This is a genomic window from Loktanella sp. F6476L (assembly GCF_023015725.1).
Lineage (GTDB): Bacteria > Pseudomonadota > Alphaproteobacteria > Rhodobacterales > Rhodobacteraceae > Yoonia.
In genome coordinates this window covers 65,209-79,976 of the sequence record NZ_JALKAR010000012.1, presented here as the reverse complement: position 1 = coordinate 79,976, position 14,768 = coordinate 65,209, and the positions used below count along the sequence as shown (strand labels likewise).

At 54.0% G+C, this 14,768-nt stretch carries 20 protein-coding genes; 5 read left to right on the top strand and 15 right to left on the bottom strand.

What is annotated here, in order from left to right; translation table 11 throughout:
* Positions 1 to 380: 380 nt before the first annotated feature.
* The 8 genes from MWU61_RS17550 to MWU61_RS17515 all read right to left on the bottom strand — a co-directional run bounded on the left by MWU61_RS17550 (position 381) and on the right by MWU61_RS17515 (position 5,161).
* Positions 381 to 767, bottom strand: coding sequence for a DUF202 domain-containing protein (locus MWU61_RS17550; RefSeq protein WP_247129771.1), 387 nt, complete (start codon positions 765 to 767; stop codon positions 381 to 383).
* A gap of 89 nt (positions 768 to 856) precedes the next feature.
* Positions 857 to 1,564: a hypothetical protein gene (locus tag MWU61_RS17545; protein WP_247129770.1), complete on the bottom strand. Its 708-nt coding sequence runs from the start codon at positions 1,562 to 1,564 to the stop codon at positions 857 to 859.
* On the bottom strand, positions 1,557 to 1,955 hold the full coding sequence (locus tag MWU61_RS17540) for a phage holin family protein (RefSeq protein WP_247129769.1): 399 nt from the start codon (positions 1,953 to 1,955) through the stop codon (positions 1,557 to 1,559). The genes MWU61_RS17545 and MWU61_RS17540 overlap by 8 nt, the downstream gene beginning before the upstream one ends.
* Positions 1,952 to 2,425 (bottom strand): hypothetical protein, encoded by a 474-nt coding sequence (locus MWU61_RS17535; RefSeq protein WP_247129768.1) that lies wholly within the window; start codon positions 2,423 to 2,425, stop codon positions 1,952 to 1,954. The genes MWU61_RS17540 and MWU61_RS17535 overlap by 4 nt, the downstream gene beginning before the upstream one ends.
* Before the next feature lie 43 nt (positions 2,426 to 2,468).
* A complete protein-coding gene (locus tag MWU61_RS17530; protein WP_247129767.1) occupies positions 2,469 to 2,639 on the bottom strand; it encodes a hypothetical protein in 171 nt (56 codons plus the stop codon).
* A gap of 70 nt (positions 2,640 to 2,709) precedes the next feature.
* Positions 2,710 to 4,443: a sensor histidine kinase gene (locus MWU61_RS17525; RefSeq protein WP_247129766.1), complete on the bottom strand. Its 1,734-nt coding sequence runs from the start codon at positions 4,441 to 4,443 to the stop codon at positions 2,710 to 2,712.
* Positions 4,443 to 5,000, bottom strand: a complete 558-nt coding sequence (locus MWU61_RS17520) for an RNA polymerase sigma factor (RefSeq protein ID WP_247129765.1) — start codon at positions 4,998 to 5,000, stop codon at positions 4,443 to 4,445. The genes MWU61_RS17525 and MWU61_RS17520 overlap by 1 nt, the downstream gene beginning before the upstream one ends.
* On the bottom strand, positions 4,997 to 5,161 hold the full coding sequence (locus MWU61_RS17515; protein WP_247129764.1) for a hypothetical protein: 165 nt from the start codon (positions 5,159 to 5,161) through the stop codon (positions 4,997 to 4,999). The genes MWU61_RS17520 and MWU61_RS17515 overlap by 4 nt, the downstream gene beginning before the upstream one ends.
* 102 nt (positions 5,162 to 5,263) lie before the next feature.
* Here MWU61_RS17515 and MWU61_RS17510 point away from each other — a divergent pair, with 102 nt between their 5' ends.
* A complete protein-coding gene (locus tag MWU61_RS17510) occupies positions 5,264 to 6,085 on the top strand; it encodes a response regulator (RefSeq protein WP_247129763.1) in 822 nt (273 codons plus the stop codon).
* Between the two features lie 65 nt (positions 6,086 to 6,150).
* Here MWU61_RS17510 and MWU61_RS17505 read toward each other — a convergent pair whose 3' ends face one another.
* Both MWU61_RS17505 and MWU61_RS17500 read right to left on the bottom strand, forming a co-directional pair.
* Positions 6,151 to 6,648 (bottom strand): DNA starvation/stationary phase protection protein, encoded by a 498-nt coding sequence (locus MWU61_RS17505; RefSeq protein ID WP_247129762.1) that lies wholly within the window; start codon positions 6,646 to 6,648, stop codon positions 6,151 to 6,153.
* Between the two features lie 51 nt (positions 6,649 to 6,699).
* Positions 6,700 to 6,861 (bottom strand): DUF1328 domain-containing protein, encoded by a 162-nt coding sequence (locus tag MWU61_RS17500; RefSeq protein WP_247129761.1) that lies wholly within the window; start codon positions 6,859 to 6,861, stop codon positions 6,700 to 6,702.
* A gap of 202 nt (positions 6,862 to 7,063) precedes the next feature.
* Between MWU61_RS17500 and MWU61_RS17495 the strand changes: the two genes are divergently transcribed.
* Positions 7,064 to 7,252 carry a PLD nuclease N-terminal domain-containing protein gene (locus MWU61_RS17495; protein ID WP_247129760.1) on the top strand — a complete coding sequence of 63 codons (189 nt, stop codon included), beginning with the start codon at positions 7,064 to 7,066 and terminating at the stop codon, positions 7,250 to 7,252.
* 37 nt (positions 7,253 to 7,289) lie between these two features.
* The gene (locus MWU61_RS17490) at positions 7,290 to 8,828 is read left to right on the top strand and encodes a phospholipase D family protein (protein WP_247129759.1); all 1,539 of its coding nucleotides are present in this window, start codon (positions 7,290 to 7,292) and stop codon (positions 8,826 to 8,828) included.
* Here MWU61_RS17490 and MWU61_RS17485 read toward each other — a convergent pair.
* Entirely contained in the window at positions 8,825 to 9,829 is a 1,005-nt protein-coding gene (locus tag MWU61_RS17485) for an AI-2E family transporter (RefSeq protein ID WP_247129758.1), read from the bottom strand. The genes MWU61_RS17490 and MWU61_RS17485 overlap by 4 nt on opposite strands.
* A 121-nt stretch (positions 9,830 to 9,950) precedes the next feature.
* On the opposite strand from MWU61_RS17485, the gene MWU61_RS17480 reads away from it, so the two are divergent.
* Positions 9,951 to 10,151, top strand: a complete 201-nt coding sequence (locus MWU61_RS17480; protein ID WP_247129757.1) for a CsbD family protein — start codon at positions 9,951 to 9,953, stop codon at positions 10,149 to 10,151.
* A gap of 84 nt (positions 10,152 to 10,235) precedes the next feature.
* Here the strand turns inward: MWU61_RS17480 and MWU61_RS17475 are convergent, their stop codons facing one another.
* Positions 10,236 to 10,964, bottom strand: a complete 729-nt coding sequence (locus MWU61_RS17475; protein WP_247129756.1) for a Crp/Fnr family transcriptional regulator — start codon at positions 10,962 to 10,964, stop codon at positions 10,236 to 10,238.
* An 87-nt stretch (positions 10,965 to 11,051) separates the two neighbouring features.
* On the opposite strand from MWU61_RS17475, the gene MWU61_RS17470 reads away from it, so the two are divergent.
* Positions 11,052 to 11,384 (top strand): hypothetical protein, encoded by a 333-nt coding sequence (locus MWU61_RS17470; RefSeq protein WP_247129755.1) that lies wholly within the window; start codon positions 11,052 to 11,054, stop codon positions 11,382 to 11,384.
* Here the strand turns inward: MWU61_RS17470 and MWU61_RS17465 are convergent.
* From MWU61_RS17465 to MWU61_RS17455, 3 genes are all read right to left on the bottom strand, one after another.
* A complete protein-coding gene (locus tag MWU61_RS17465) occupies positions 11,381 to 12,610 on the bottom strand; it encodes a DUF2254 domain-containing protein (RefSeq protein ID WP_247129754.1) in 1,230 nt (409 codons plus the stop codon). The genes MWU61_RS17470 and MWU61_RS17465 overlap by 4 nt on opposite strands.
* A gap of 540 nt (positions 12,611 to 13,150) precedes the next feature.
* Positions 13,151 to 13,999 (bottom strand): fumarylacetoacetate hydrolase family protein, encoded by an 849-nt coding sequence (locus tag MWU61_RS17460; protein WP_247129753.1) that lies wholly within the window; start codon positions 13,997 to 13,999, stop codon positions 13,151 to 13,153.
* An 11-nt stretch (positions 14,000 to 14,010) separates the two neighbouring features.
* On the bottom strand, positions 14,011 to 14,751 hold the full coding sequence (locus tag MWU61_RS17455; protein WP_348645597.1) for an SDR family oxidoreductase: 741 nt from the start codon (positions 14,749 to 14,751) through the stop codon (positions 14,011 to 14,013).
* Between the last annotated feature and the right edge of the window lie 17 nt (positions 14,752 to 14,768).

Genomic DNA, 14,768 nt, shown 5'->3' with positions numbered 1-14,768 from the left:
AATCGCAATCGTCAATTCCTGCGCGTGCCCATCAGCAACCGCAACAGATGACGTCGCAACAACCAAAGACAGCCCTAAAGCCGTATTCATCAAAGATTTCATGTGTTCCTCCCAGAAATCACAGTTTGGAAAAGTCTGTGCGGATAGTATGTGTCTGTATCGAAAATTCACCAAATACAATAACTGCAAAAGTACATACAATTTTCACATTTTTGAACGACATGGTACATTTCTTATACCGATAATCGCTTATTGCGCCGTGAATTATTAATTTAAACACTAAAAAATATGCACCCCGATCATCGAATAATCATGATTATCGATCGGCTCAAAAGCCAGCAGAAGGCACTTTGTGAATTATGTATTGGTCCGCGCGTCGGTCATAGAATGATCAGCAGCGCCCCGGTCGCAATCGCCCCGCATGTTAGCAGGCTGGCAAGGATCGTCATCCGGTAATGCGACTGCGCCTGCACGGCATGACAATCCATCCGTTTTTGCGTTTTGCGCGATTTTATCGCGGCGGCCCAAAAGATCAGAACGGCCGCAACGATGAAAACTGCCGACACCCCTTTTGCCAGATACGGATACGTCGTTTCCTGAAAGAGCGCCCGCAGACCCAGCGCAAGCGCCACGCAGGCCATGCCTGTGCGCATCCACCCCGCGAACGTCCGTTCATTGGCCAACATGGTCCGGTCTTCCGCCCAAGCAGTACGCGTTTCGGCAAGATCATCTGATGATGGGTCTTCGGGCAGATCTGACTTCACCATTGTGGTCGCCTATCTTCTTGATTTTCACACGCGAAAGCCGGACCGCTGGCAAGCGGCCCGGCATTTTTCATTTTCTTGATCGGAGTGAATCAATGCGGTTTTGGCGCATTTACATCTGTCGCCGTCGTTCCCGCAGGTGTCTGCATGGCCTCTTGGGCTGCATCAAGCGCATCACGTCCTTGCGCCATCGCACGATCCATTTCTTCGCTCAGGATCGCTTCGGCCTTATCGACCAGCGCGTCGCGGTGATCGCCAAAGGTCCTGTCTTCTGTCTCTGTGCGAGGCAGGGACATCGCGACCGCACCGGCAGCGGCGGCGAAACCGGCGCAGATCAACAGCGGATTGGTCTGATACGCATTTTCAGACGTCTTGACCGCTTTCGCAGCGCCGCGTTCGATCCGCTCTTGTGCGTCGATCGCTTTCAAACGGGCCTCAATGATACGGGCGCGGCCAACATCGCTCAGTTCATTCGTCTGGTCATAAAGTGTTTCGCGCATCTGGGCTGCGGATTTCTTCACGGTGTCGGCGGCTTTTGCCGCTTTCGCTTTCACCTCTGCCGCGGGGGGCGCTTGACGCGCACCAAGCGCGAGCAATGCAATTCCGGCACCGATTACACCCACGGCAAGCGGGTTTTCCTTAGCGGCCGTCACGGCCTTCTGGGCCAGTTCCGGCGCGGATTTATCCCAGCTTTCAAGCATCGCGGATGGCTTAAAACCTTCGGCGATGGATGTCAGTGTCTCTGCGAGGTCGGCACGTTCCTGTGAAATTTCGGCCTCTAGGGCAGCTTGATTAGTCACTGTACGTCTCCTTTAGAATAGTCGTGTCTTTTTGAATGGTCGCGATTGTGTCGTGCGGGACGAGCGACGCGGATTTCAGCATCCGCAGCGCCTTCATGCCAACAACAGCCGCGATCAGCAGGGCGATCAGGGCAACTGCGCCAGCCGCTTGGGCGGGGGTCAGCCCCATTTCCACAAACAGCGCGACGGCAGCACCGGTCAGCACTTGCAGGGCTGTTAGAACAAGGACAAGCGCCAAACCCATCAGGCCAAGGGCGATTGCCACATGGTTCATCCGGTCCGCCATTTCGCTTTTGAGCAGCGCCACTTCTTTACGAAGTAGGGCGTGCACGTGGCTCAGAACAGATGAAATCGCGGTGCTCATATCGCGCGGTGCAGTGTCCGGTTTCATGATGGCACGGACATGTCAGGTGTCGGGATATGGTGCGTGGTCACGTCCGACATTGGCAATTCCGGCTCTGCCCGGTTTGTTGACCGGAAGAAACGGCCAACGGCAAAGCCCGCCAGCGTCGCTGCGGCGACAGAAGCGGCAGGATGACGACGTGCAAACGTGGCCAGATCACGGACAAGATCATTCGGGTCCGTTTGGCGCACGCGGGTCGCGGCGTCCTGCAATGTCGCGGCGGCTGTTTCGACGGCCTGCGTGTGCGGCGCGTCTTGCGTCATCTCGCCGGCGGCAGCACGAAGGCGCGCGGCTTCGCCAGCGATTTTATTCGCAGCATTTGTCTTGACGGCATCCGCTTGCTTTGATGCTTCGGCCTTGGCGTGATCAGTTGCTTTACGTGCGCCTGCTTTTACAGCATTCGCGCCGTCTTTCGCTATTTCGCTACCAGCTTCGGTGATTGATTTTGAATGAGCCATAAGATGTCTCCTTTCAGGTAAATGTCTTTGCAAAGAGGGTGACTTAGTTTTCGACAGCGATGGCCGCTTCGGGCTCATCGGCGACCGGCTCCCACACGTATCCCGTGTATGCAGTAAACAGGCCAAATGCGAAGATTAGGCCAACCGCCATCCCGATCAGCGGGCCTTTGTGGCGGCGGCTTTGCTTTTCAATGTTCACGTCAGGTGCGGACATGATGTATCTCCTTCTATGCGTTGATAGAGATACTGATCAGTCCGGAAATGGTTCCAAAATAACTGGAAACCTAGTAATCATGGCTTTCGTGCTCAAATGCAGCAATCGCGAAACGCACCTGCAACGTATAAAGACCGGCCTCGTGCGTGACGTCTTGTTCAGCATCCAGTTTAATCCCGAACGCGCGGATCAGTTTTGACCCGATGCCTGTGCCGCGCCCCGCTGTCTCACCCACTGTCGAATTTGACACGCGCAACGTGCACGTCTCTCCATCTTGTTGCAGACTGACAATCAATGTCGGTTTTTCACCTGGTTGGGCGGACATGTATTTAATGGCGTTGGTGATCGCTTCGTTGGCAAGCAACGACAAGGCAACGACCTGATCAGGGAACATCCAGACGTCCACGATGGACTTTTCGAGGTTGATTTCGGTGACATCCGGTACGCCGACTTCAACGGAATGCTGGACAGTCCGGTCAACCAGCGACCCAACATTGACCCGCCCTTCGTCTTGGGTCGAATAAAGATCCTTGTGCACATCGGCCAGTGCAGCAATCCGGTCCTGCACACGTTGCAACGTCTCAATTGTCTCGGGCTGTTCGGCATTACGGATCTGCATATTCATGATCGACGCGATCATTTGCAGGTTGTTCTTCACGCGGTGGTGCACTTCTTTCGCAAGCACCTTCTGTTCGCGCACCATCGCTTCAAGACGGGCTTCCTCGCGCAGAATATCATCGGTCAGGTCAACAAAACGTTCCTGAATTTCCAGCAGCTCCGCGGGTGCGCCGCTGCTCAAACCTGTTTCGGGAACGGTGCGTGTGACTGCGAACCTGTTCATCTGTTTACGCAGGACCGCGATGTGTTTGATCACTAACGAATACAGCGCCATCACGGCCACGACGACGGTCGCAATCCACATGATGATCGGAAAGGCACTGGCCGGAATTGGGGATTGCATCGCACCCGCTTCGGTCGTCGCGTCAGGGTCCCAAACCCCGACGATCGTCGTCGGGCTGTCAGCCACAGGGACCACAGTATAGATGTACTTTTCGCCGGTTTGCGCGAAATCGCGGAACGATTGCGCACGGAACTTCGGGAAACGGGTCACGTCAAAGTTTTCCGGAAGCAACGTGTCGACCGATTCAAGACTATGCTCGGCGGTCAGAACATCGCCCCTTTCGTTGAACGTAAACAGTTCAACCAAGCCTGACACTGGCAGATCGGACAGCGCTTTTTGCTGTGCTAACTTCAACTGCGGGATCGAAACAGAGGTATAGCCAGCGAACACGCCATCGATTTCAAACGGAGTGGATACGATAATCACCGCCGCGTTGCTGCCCTGCGCGACAGGATTCATTTCAACGTTGGCAGTCGGGTTTTGCATCCGTTCGGCAAAACCTTCGTAGTTCCCGAATTCCAGCGTTTCCTCGACTGACGAACACTCCATCACACCATCAAGCGGCATGATCCCCGCAAAACTAAATGAGGGTTCGGTTTGGATGACACCCTGAAGAACGGACTCACATTCATCGGGATTTTCGAGCAGATACGACGCGAGGTTACCCAACATGTTGGCAGCCCCAAACGCACGCTGGATCAACAATCGTTCCGCTTGCACCGCTTGGTCTGACAACGCCAACAAGGCAAGTTCAGCGTTTTCGTCAGCAGTTTCAGCAAGCCGCGAGGTTTGGAAAACCGCAATCATGCCGATTGGGAATGCAGCGAGACTAAGCATCAGGATCACGCGCGCGCGTAGACCGTGATACCACCGCTTTGGTGCCGCATCCGCCAATTGGGTCATTAGTTTTCCAGAATTATGTCGCGATTAATGACAGCAACTGTCGACTGATCAGTTAGTTCCATGGCACTTTCGCCATCAAGCGACATTAATTCGGTCAATGCAGCACGGGCACGGTTTACGCGGCTTTTGATCGTACCGATCGCGACACCCACCGTGTCTGCGGCTTCTTCATAAGAAAACCCTTGGGCACCCACCAACATCAGTGCTTCGCGCTGTTCATCCGGCAGTGTTTCAAAAGCGGTCTTAAAATCGCGCATCTGAAGACGGCCGTCATGGTCCGGCTTGACCGACAGCGTATCTGTGAACGCACCATCCTTGTCGGACACTTCGCGTTTCATCTTTTGGTGACGGGTGTAATACGTGTTGCGCAGGATCGTAAAAAGCCAAGCTTTCATGTTGCTGCCCGGCTCAAACGAATCGATCTTGGCCCACGCTTTTACGATCGTGTCCTGCATCATATCATCAGCAAGACTACGGTTACGGCACAAACTCATCGCGAAACCGCGCAGGTTCGGCATCAAGGAAATCAGCTCTTCCTTCGGATCAGGATGGCTCATTTGCTGTTTCTCTCCTGATCCTGTGCTTTCAACACAGTCAACAGATCAACAATCTCTGTCGGCATATCGCCACTCGCATAATCGGCGAAAACCTCTTTCAGGTTCTCATCGATGTGATGCGCAATGACCGCTTCACGCTTTTGGTGTTTGCCTTCAGACATGGAGGTCCTAACTAATTTTTGTGTGCCAACTTTAAACTTACATGGAACAATACCCGTAGTTAGCAGTATTGTTCCAAAGAACTGCAAAAAAAGATTGAAAAAATGACGGAAAGTAACACCATGGACAACACGTTCTCGGATCATGTCGCCGCAGAGTTGCCGTACCTACGCCGCTACGCACGCGCATTGACCGGCTCTCAGGGGCGGGGCGACAAGTACGCCGTCGCAACACTTGACGTAATTCTGCGTGACCGCAGCACCGTCGAAGAAGCCCCAACAATCAAGGAAGGCCTATTTCGGTGCTTCCATGCGATCTGGGTGACGTCTGGCCGTCAGCTTAGCATCGAGGACGAAGTGGATGGATTGGCGCGCAAAGCCCAAGATCACCTTGCAGCCCTGACAACAAACGCCCGCGAAGTTCTGTTGCTGAAAACCATCGAAGGGTTCACACGCGAAGAAATTGGCCGGATCATCGAAGCAGATGACACTGAAGTCACCCAACTTCTGGACATCGCGATTGCAGAAATCGCTGCCAGCTCTTCTGGTGCCGTGATGATTATCGAAGACGAACCGATTATCGCAGCCGATCTCGAAGATATCGTGACAGACTTGGGTCATCGGGTCACAGGCGTGGCGCGGACACGCACCGAAGCCGTCGCGCTTGGCAAAGCAGACAAGCCAAGCCTGATCCTTGCAGACATTCAGCTGGCGGATAACTCATCCGGCATCGACGCGGTCAACGATCTGCTCGAAGGCTTAGATGTGCCGGTCGTGTTCATCACAGCATTCCCAGAACGTCTGTTGACCGGTGATCGTCCGGAACCTGCTTTCTTGATCTCGAAACCGTTCAAGGTCGATCAAGTCCGGTCTGCCGTCAGCCAAGCGTTGTTCTTTTCAACAACCGAAACGCTGCACAACTCTTAAGTTCTGAAATCAGAACAGCAAAAAGCCCCCGCGCCATCACGGCGCGGGGGCTTTTTTGTGCGGTGTTATGCTTTAGTCAAAGCACGCAACATCCATGCGGCTTTTTCGTGAAACGCTGACCGCTCTGTCGCCAAATCTTCGGTGACAGGGTCGTTGTTGTCGCCTGCGATTTTAATCAACGCGTGCAAACGATGCGCGATACGTGCGTGGTCGCCTGCTAGGTCTTCACACATCTCGCCAGCAGACAATGCGCCGTCGCGATCTTGTACAACAGATCCGTCCATAATGGCCGACATCTGTGTCGGGGCCATCTTGCCAAGTGCACGGATACGTTCGGCCAATTCATCGGCAGCGCCAAACAAGTTCTCGTACTGGCCTTCGGTCAGGTTGTGGACTGAATAGAACAATGGGCCTTCAACATTCCAGTGATAGGCGTGTGTCTTGAACGTCAGACGGTACGTGTCCGCCAGCACACCTGAAATGGCTTCAGCCAGTGCGTCTTGGTTACGCACGCCGGATGGTACTTCTGTTTCTTCGCCTACGATATTCAATGCCTGTGTCATGGTATTCTCCTTTCGGGGGTAAATTGGTTTGGGGCCAGATCAGGGGTTCGACTATCTTTTGACGACACGCGCGATCAGGCTGATCACGAACAGCGCCAAGAAAATAAAGAACAAGATTTGCGCAATCCCCGCAGAGGCGCTGGCGATCCCGCCAAATCCAAAAACAGCAGCAATCACTGCAACAACAAGAAAGATAAGTGAGTAGTGTAGCATCGGTTCGATCCTTTTGGTTCAGTTACGGTGGCGACGATATTTGCCGCGCTTGGTGTAGCAACTGGACATCTGGGGGATGGTTCCAATGAATCTGAAATCCTTTAAAAACAGGGCCTTTTGTCGCAACACGTCATTATTTCGGAACCTTATCCGGCGCTGGCGGTTGCTCAGCCAACGCAACATAACAAGACGGAGATACATCATGGAATATGCAGGTATTGGCGGTTTTATTCTTTTGGTCCTGAACGTATGGGCTATCGTTTCAATTATCGGATCAGGTGCCACGACCGGTTCAAAAGTTCTTTGGACACTCGTCGTTCTGATCTTGCCACTGCTGGGCTTTATCGCTTGGTTGGTTGCAGGCCCACGGTCCAGCCGTATGCCAGCCTAACAATTGCGCCGCTTTCGGGCCGTGAAGGAATAAACAAATGGGCGATCACCTAGATGCGATTGGTGAGACACAAATCTTTCTAACCGCATCATCTTCCTACCCAGCCCTTGAGCAGCAATTTCTGCAAGCCCGGTCGCACATAGCGGCCGGGTTTCGCGTGTTTGACCCCCGCACGAAACTGCGTTCCGACGCAGGGCGTGCAATTGGGGAAGACTGGTACGATCTGATTGCCCACACGTTGCGGCGCGGCGTCGCGATCCGCATGATCCTGACCGATTTCGACCCTATCGTGCGCCCCGATGATCACCGGATGACGTGGAATGCGGTGCGCAGGTTTATCTCTGCAGGCGAAGCATCCGGCAGGCCTGATCTGTTGCACATCACGCCCGCTATGCACCCCGCCCGCATTGGACGTGGGTCTGCGGCCATGCTTTGGCCCAAGGTCATGCACGAAATCACGAAAGAGGCGCGTCGGCTAAACGCCTTGCCCGCGGATGAAGCCAAGCGCGATCTATCGATGATGCCGCTGCTTGCGCCCTACATGATTGGTGACCACCCAAATCTGCGGGCGAACCGACGCCTCTTGCCCCGTCTTGTGCCAACCACACATCACCAAAAGATCGCCGTATTTGACGACACGAATGTCTATATCGGCGGGCTCGATCTGGATGAACGGCGGTACGACACACCCGATCACGACAGACCGGGCGAACAGACATGGCGGGATTGTCAGATCCTAACGTCCGGCCCTATCGCCAAAGAAGCAGCTGAACATCTAAACGAACTGCTGGCCGTCACATCAGGAACTGCGCCAGCGAAACCCAAACAATCGCTGCTGCGCACATTATCTGCACCACGCACATCAAGCGCGTTCCGCCTGTCCCCCCGCCCTGTCGTTACAGAATTAGAAGCGGCGCACATCGACCAGATCAAAAAAGCGCAGCGCTTTATCTATCTGGAAACCCAGTTTCTGCGCAGCAAACCCATCGCAAAGGCGCTAACAGAGGCGGCGAAAGCAAACCCCGACCTGCAATTGCTTGTCTTACTTCCGGGTGCCCCCGAAGACGTCGCTTTTCACAACAGCACCCGCAGCGACGCGCGGTATGGCGAATACCTACAGGCCAAATGCATCGACATGATCGTCAGGGCCTTCGGCGATAGGGTCTTTGTCACGTCGCCCGCACAACCACGCCCTGTGACAGATGACAGTCGTGGAACGCTCAAATCCGCGCCGCTGATCTACGTGCATTCAAAAGTGGCGATCTTTGATGATACAGCGGCGATTGTGTCATCTGCCAATCTGAACGGGCGTAGCCTGCGCTGGGATACCGAAGTAGGGCTGACACTGACCCACCGTGAAGACGTCGCAAAACTGACCAAGGCCTGTTTTCAGCATTGGCTGCCCGACGATGACGACACAGAACTTTCCAAACAGATCGCGACATGGCGCCAAATCGCGCAAAACAATGCGCAGACGCCGCCCCATAATCGCGACGGGTTCCTGCTGCCTTATCCCATCGCACCGGCCCGTCGTTTCGGGCGCAACCTACCGGGCGTGCCGGAAGAAATGACCTAAACGACCGCCACTTTGTAGCGGTCGCGCAAGGCCAAGACCCAAACCAGCAATGGGATCGCGATGATCCCGCCGACCGGGCCCCACATCCACAGCCACACGACCAGCGACAGGAACACTAAAAGCGGGTTCACATCCATCGTGCGCCCTACCAAGGACGGCGTCACGAACTGCCCTTCGATCATGTTGGCCACAACATAGATCACCGCGGGCGCAAAACTCAGCGGGCCGTCAAACGCAACAATCCCCCCGACCAGCAAACACACGGCAAACATCGGTGGCCCCAGATACAGAATGAAGTTCGCCAAGGCGGCCAGGAAACCCCAAACGATCGGGAATGGCATACCCATGATCGCCAACATGACACTGACCAGCGCACCAAAACTCGCGTTGATAATGGTGATCGTCAGAAAATAGCGCGACACCTGCTTTTCAGCTTCGCGCATATCGCCACCTGTCAGACCGCGATCCAGTTTTTCGATGTAGGCGTAGACTTCGTCGCGCGACAACAAAAAGAAATAAAGCGTACCAATAAAGATCATCACACGGGCGGCATAACCCGGCGCGTATAACAACGCTTCTGTGGCCGAAGGAACAACGACCGCTTCCTCGGTAGGTGCGCCAGCGTTTTCGCTGCCCAACGCATCGGCAACTTCTTCGCCCGCCTCTTCGAGACCACGCAACGCGGACTGAGCCATTTCAACGGTCTCGCGTAATTCATACCAGATCACAGGGGCGCGGTTGATGGCCGTCGTCAAAACAGGTTCAAGTAAGAACAACATCACGGCAATCACCAGCAACGTGATCGCGAGCGTCGAAAACGCACTTAACCCGCGCGGCAATCCAAACCGGTCCATCAAATCGGACACTGGCGATAGAACCACGCCCAAAACAACCGCCAACAAGATCGGTGCAAACAGCGTCGCTGCAAAATTCAGCACCACCATCACCCCCACCACGGCCAGAATCCAGATGGGGACGGCGAACTTTTCGACAAATTGCATGTGAAGGCCTTTCTATTGCTTACAAAGAACTGACGACAAGCCATTTCGTTCCAAAACATTGGAACGAATTGCACAGCCTCCAGTTGCTCTATCAATCGAAACGCAAATGAAGGAGACCATGATGAACTGGGATCAAGTACAAGGCGAATGGAAGCAATTCAAAGGCAAAGCTATTTCGCAGTGGGGCAAACTGACAGACGACGAAGTTGACCAAGTCGCAGGCGACCGTGAACAGCTCGAAGGTCTGATTCAGTCCAAATACGGTAAGACCAAAGAAGAAGTGCGCGAAGAAGTAGACGCATGGATGGCCAAAGCGTCCTAAGACGCGGCGGTCATACAGACCAAATAAAAAGGGGCTGGATCGTATGATCCGGCCCCTTTTTCGTGGCACAAAGCGTAGCGCGTTTTACATAATCGGACGTTGGACAGCAGGTTCGGGGTCAACCATTCCGATGTCGCTTAATTTATCCAGATCGTTCACCTGCAACACGCCGTCAGACCAGACAACACATTGCATTTCACGCAGTTTGGTCAACGTCTTGTTGGTGTGAACCAAAGACAACCCCAAGGTGTCCGCAAGATCCTGCTGCTTATATGGAAACGTCATCGCATTATCGGCGACCATCCCAAGGGATTTGCCACGACGATGAATTTTGACCAGCGCCCAAGCGATTGATTGCAGGGCATCGCGTTGACCCAATGTGGTGATCGTTTCACCCAGAAAATGTTCATCAACAGCCGCGAGCCATGTCAGCGCATAAGCCCGTTCTGGGTCCTGCCGAAAGAACGACCACATTTCGGTGCGATCAAAAACACACAGGGTCATCTTTGTTGTGGCTTCAATCGAATGACCCATTTCGCCCATCAGCGCGGCTTGCAGTCCTAGAAAATCGCCGGGGAACACAAGGTTCACCACCTGTCGACGGCCGTTCTGCAATGTCTTGGATCGTAGGCCCAAGCCACGCAATGCGGTGTATAACTGCGGACTGTTTGATCCCTCCAACATTAACGGCGTTCCGGCATCGACGGTCATTTCGCCAACCTTGAAACGCTGCATGGCGCGGACGGCTTCTTTTGTCAGTGGTGCGAACGCATCGCGACGTCTCAGAGGGCACACCTCACATTTAGTTGTCATGGATATGCCCTTTGCTATGTCACAGTTTAATGCGTCCCGTCGGGGCACATTGCTATGTGATGAACTGACCAACAGGGAATTTGTTTCATGCAAAGTCACGGCGTCATCTATGTAGCCGACCCGATCATGTCACTTGACCTGTCTGAAATGCTGACGTCTGTGCTGCATCCGACGGCGATTGTCTTGCCGCAATCAATCGAAGAAGCCGGCGTCGCGGCCCTAAATGCGGCGTATATCGTGACCGACAAGGCCGGCAGCCTCGCGCTGGCAAGCGTGCAACCGGGCCGGGCCATTCCACATCTATATGTCGGGGCAACCGATGATTTTTTGTATCTGACCGAAACCTTTTTCTGCCTCGAAAAACCGTTTACGAATACGACGGTCTTTGATGCGCTCCAGACATTGGGCCTGACCGCCTAATCCATATTGTGCGCAAAATCGCGGACAGTAGCGATGTCATTCGGGTTTTCGATCTCGGCGATGAGCCGATCAAGCAGTGTCGCCAAATGCGTGGACGTCAAATCGTCGGTCTTGACGTAAGCATAGCACTGACCAAACCCTTGCGAAAAAATCTGGTCAAAGGTCACGTCTTCCGACCAAACGCGTGTGATCGGGCTTTCCCGAAAACCGCCATTGTAAAGCGACGCGGTCGATTGCGCAGCATACAACCAGTTCAGGCAATTGATCGCCGTATATGGATCGTTCACGCCCGGCGACAACGCACGGGCAGTCATTTCGACCAGCTGCTGTACGATGAACAACAGGTTCTGGTCCTCAGTCGGCGTGGATCCCACAACAAAACATCCGCACAGCGTTTCGGTCAATTCTTCTGAAAGGTCTTTTTCAGACCAGACATCCATCACCGCGGTGGACGGACCCACAAAACCACCCACCCCATGCAGGATGTGAACGTGCAGATCATGTTTGTCCGCCAGTTCAGTCAACTGTTCGCGGTCATAATTCTGGATGTATCCGCTACGGGAAAGCCGCAAAGACTGCGTCGGATCACCGTTTGGACGGGCAACATCGTCGGACGTGCCTCTTTCGGGTCGTTCATCAATGGCCGCTTCAATAGCGGCCCGCAGACGTTTGCCCAATCCGGCAGTGATATTCGAAACGTTGATCGTTTCTGGGATGTGGTGGACGTAATAAATCACGGTCAGGATCGACACGCCCATCAAAAGCAGCGAAAGCGCTAATGATAGATGCGGCACGAAGGCTTCAAAGGCAGGATCATCGGCACCATCCCCGCTGTGAATGGCGCGCAAAACCATCAAGGCAAACACGAAGGTCCCGAACAGAATACCAAGGCTCCACTGAGTGCCGCGGTCCTTCATAAAGTTGCCGATCAGACGCGGACCAAAGTTGCCCGACGCAAATGAAACAGCAACAATCGTCACCGAAAACATCACGCCAGCGACACCCAGCACAGACTGGGCAATCACCGACGCCGTCGATCGGGCACCGTCCACTTCCGTGGTCTCCCATGACTCTGGCCAAATGTAGAAAACGGAATCGCGGTTTAGGTCAATCAGCAGCGATATCTGTGATGCGACAACAGCCAAAAGGACGAGCACGGTTGGCACAAACCAGTAGCTTGATCTGGTCTGTAAAAACAAGTTCTTAACGATTGCGCGCTTACTCATGGTCGCCCCTATTCGGCTCGCGAACAGGCAAAGCACCTTCATCGCGTCACATTACTGTACACGACCTAGCACCGCTCATCTTGCGATCAATGGGTTGCGCTAAAACAAGCTCGCGCTCTTGCGGCGACCACATGTGTGGCAAACCTGTCCAGGTTGCGACGTGCTTTCACGCCATTTATGAAATCCGCATGCGCAAAGCGCCCGAAGAAAAAATCTCATCAAATGTATTCCCAACAACACATAAGTTGATCTTAAAAGCCGCGCGAAACAGCTTGTTGCCCGTAATGGACGATCACATTTTCAAAATTGCGCTCGAAAGAAATATTCAGCGCGCAGGTAGTATTTAACACAATTTAACTATTGATGCGTGTCGTCTGACCTATCGTCAACAGCACGACAACCACAAATGCACAAATTGTCCGCAACAAACAAAACCCGATGAAATTAGTGGCTTTTTCGTGTCGTCTAGCCGACAGATGGCATCACAATTTGCGAAGAAATAGCGCGGCAGGAACGTCATCCCGCCACGCCATTTTGATATTAGGCGTCTTGGCCCACGTTCTGGCGCTGCGCACCTAGGCCTTCGATGGTCAAATCCATCACATCGCCATTTTTCAGATACACAGGCTCTGGCTTGATCCCCATACCAACACCCGGAGGTGTGCCCGTGGAAATCACGTCGCCCGGATGCAGCGTGAACAGACCGCTCAGGTGTTCGATAATCTCTGCAACCGTAAAGATCATCGTCGATGTGTTTCCGGTCTGCATCCGCTTGCCGTTCACATCCAACGACATGGCAAGGTTCTGCGGATCTTCAATTTCATCACGCGTCACCAGCCACGGACCGGTCGGCCCAAAGGTGTCGCAGCTTTTTCCTTTTGTCCAAGCCCCGCTCAGTTGCGTTTGAAAGTGCCGTTCGGACACGTCGTTCACGACGCAATACCCCGCGACATAATCCAGCGCGTTTTCCTTGGTCACGTATTTGGCCGTTTTGCCAATCACGACGCCCAATTCGACTTCCCAATCGGAATGGGTGGACCCGCGCGGGATCATCACGTCATCGTTCGGGCCCACAATCGCGGAATTTGCCTTCATGAACAGGATAGGATGCTTCGGAATATCCGCACCGGTTTCGGCCGCATGATCGGAATAGTTCAAACCGATGCAGCAGAATTTACCAATGTCACCAACACAGGCCCCCAAACGCGGATTACCGTCCACAACTGGCAAACTTGCCGGATCAATGTCCCGCAATTTCGCAAGGCTGTCATCCGACAATGTCGCTCCATTAATGTCGTCAATCACGCCTGACAGATCACGCAGGCCACCGTCGCTGTCCAACATTCCAGGCTTTTCTGAACCCGCAGGACCATAACGTAGTAATTTCATCGCTCTCTCCCTTAGCCGGACCAACCGCCGTCGATGACGTGCGGCTGTCCCGTTATAAATCCGCTTTCGTCGCTCGCCAGATAGACGACCAGCGCCGCAATTTCTTCGGCAGTCGCAACGCGACCCATCGGCTGGCGCGACACAAATGCCTCTAGTGCTGCATCATAGCTGCCCATTTCTTCGCCCAACGCTTTGACCCGTTCGTGCCAGCTTGGGCTTTCAACCGTGCCGGGGCAGATGCAGTTACACCTGATCCCCTGCTTGATGTAATCGACAGCCACCGATTTGGTCATGCCAATCACAGCCGCTTTGGTCGTGCCGTAAATGAACCGGTTCGGGGCGCCAATGATAGATGACAAGGCCGACGACATATTCACAATCGACCCTTTACCGTTTTCCAACATGCCCGGCAGAACAGCCTGCATCATCCGCATCATCGACCGGACATTCAGGTCAAAGGCAAAGTCCCATTCTTCGTCCGTCGCATCCAGAACTGTCCCATGATGCACAAAGCCCGCGCAGTTGAACAAGACATCAGGCTTCGCTGTCGCAACACCGTCTTTGATGCTTGCCGGATCGCAGACGTCCATCACAAACGTCTCGACACCGTCCATGCCAGCCAACGCCGCCTCGTTTATATCGGTTGCGAAAACAGTTGCGCCTTCTGCGGCCATAGCCAGCGCAGACGCGCGGCCAATCCCCTGTCCTGCAGCGGTGACAAGCGCGCGCTTGCCCGTTAGTCTACCCATGATGTCCTCCCAGTTGGGAT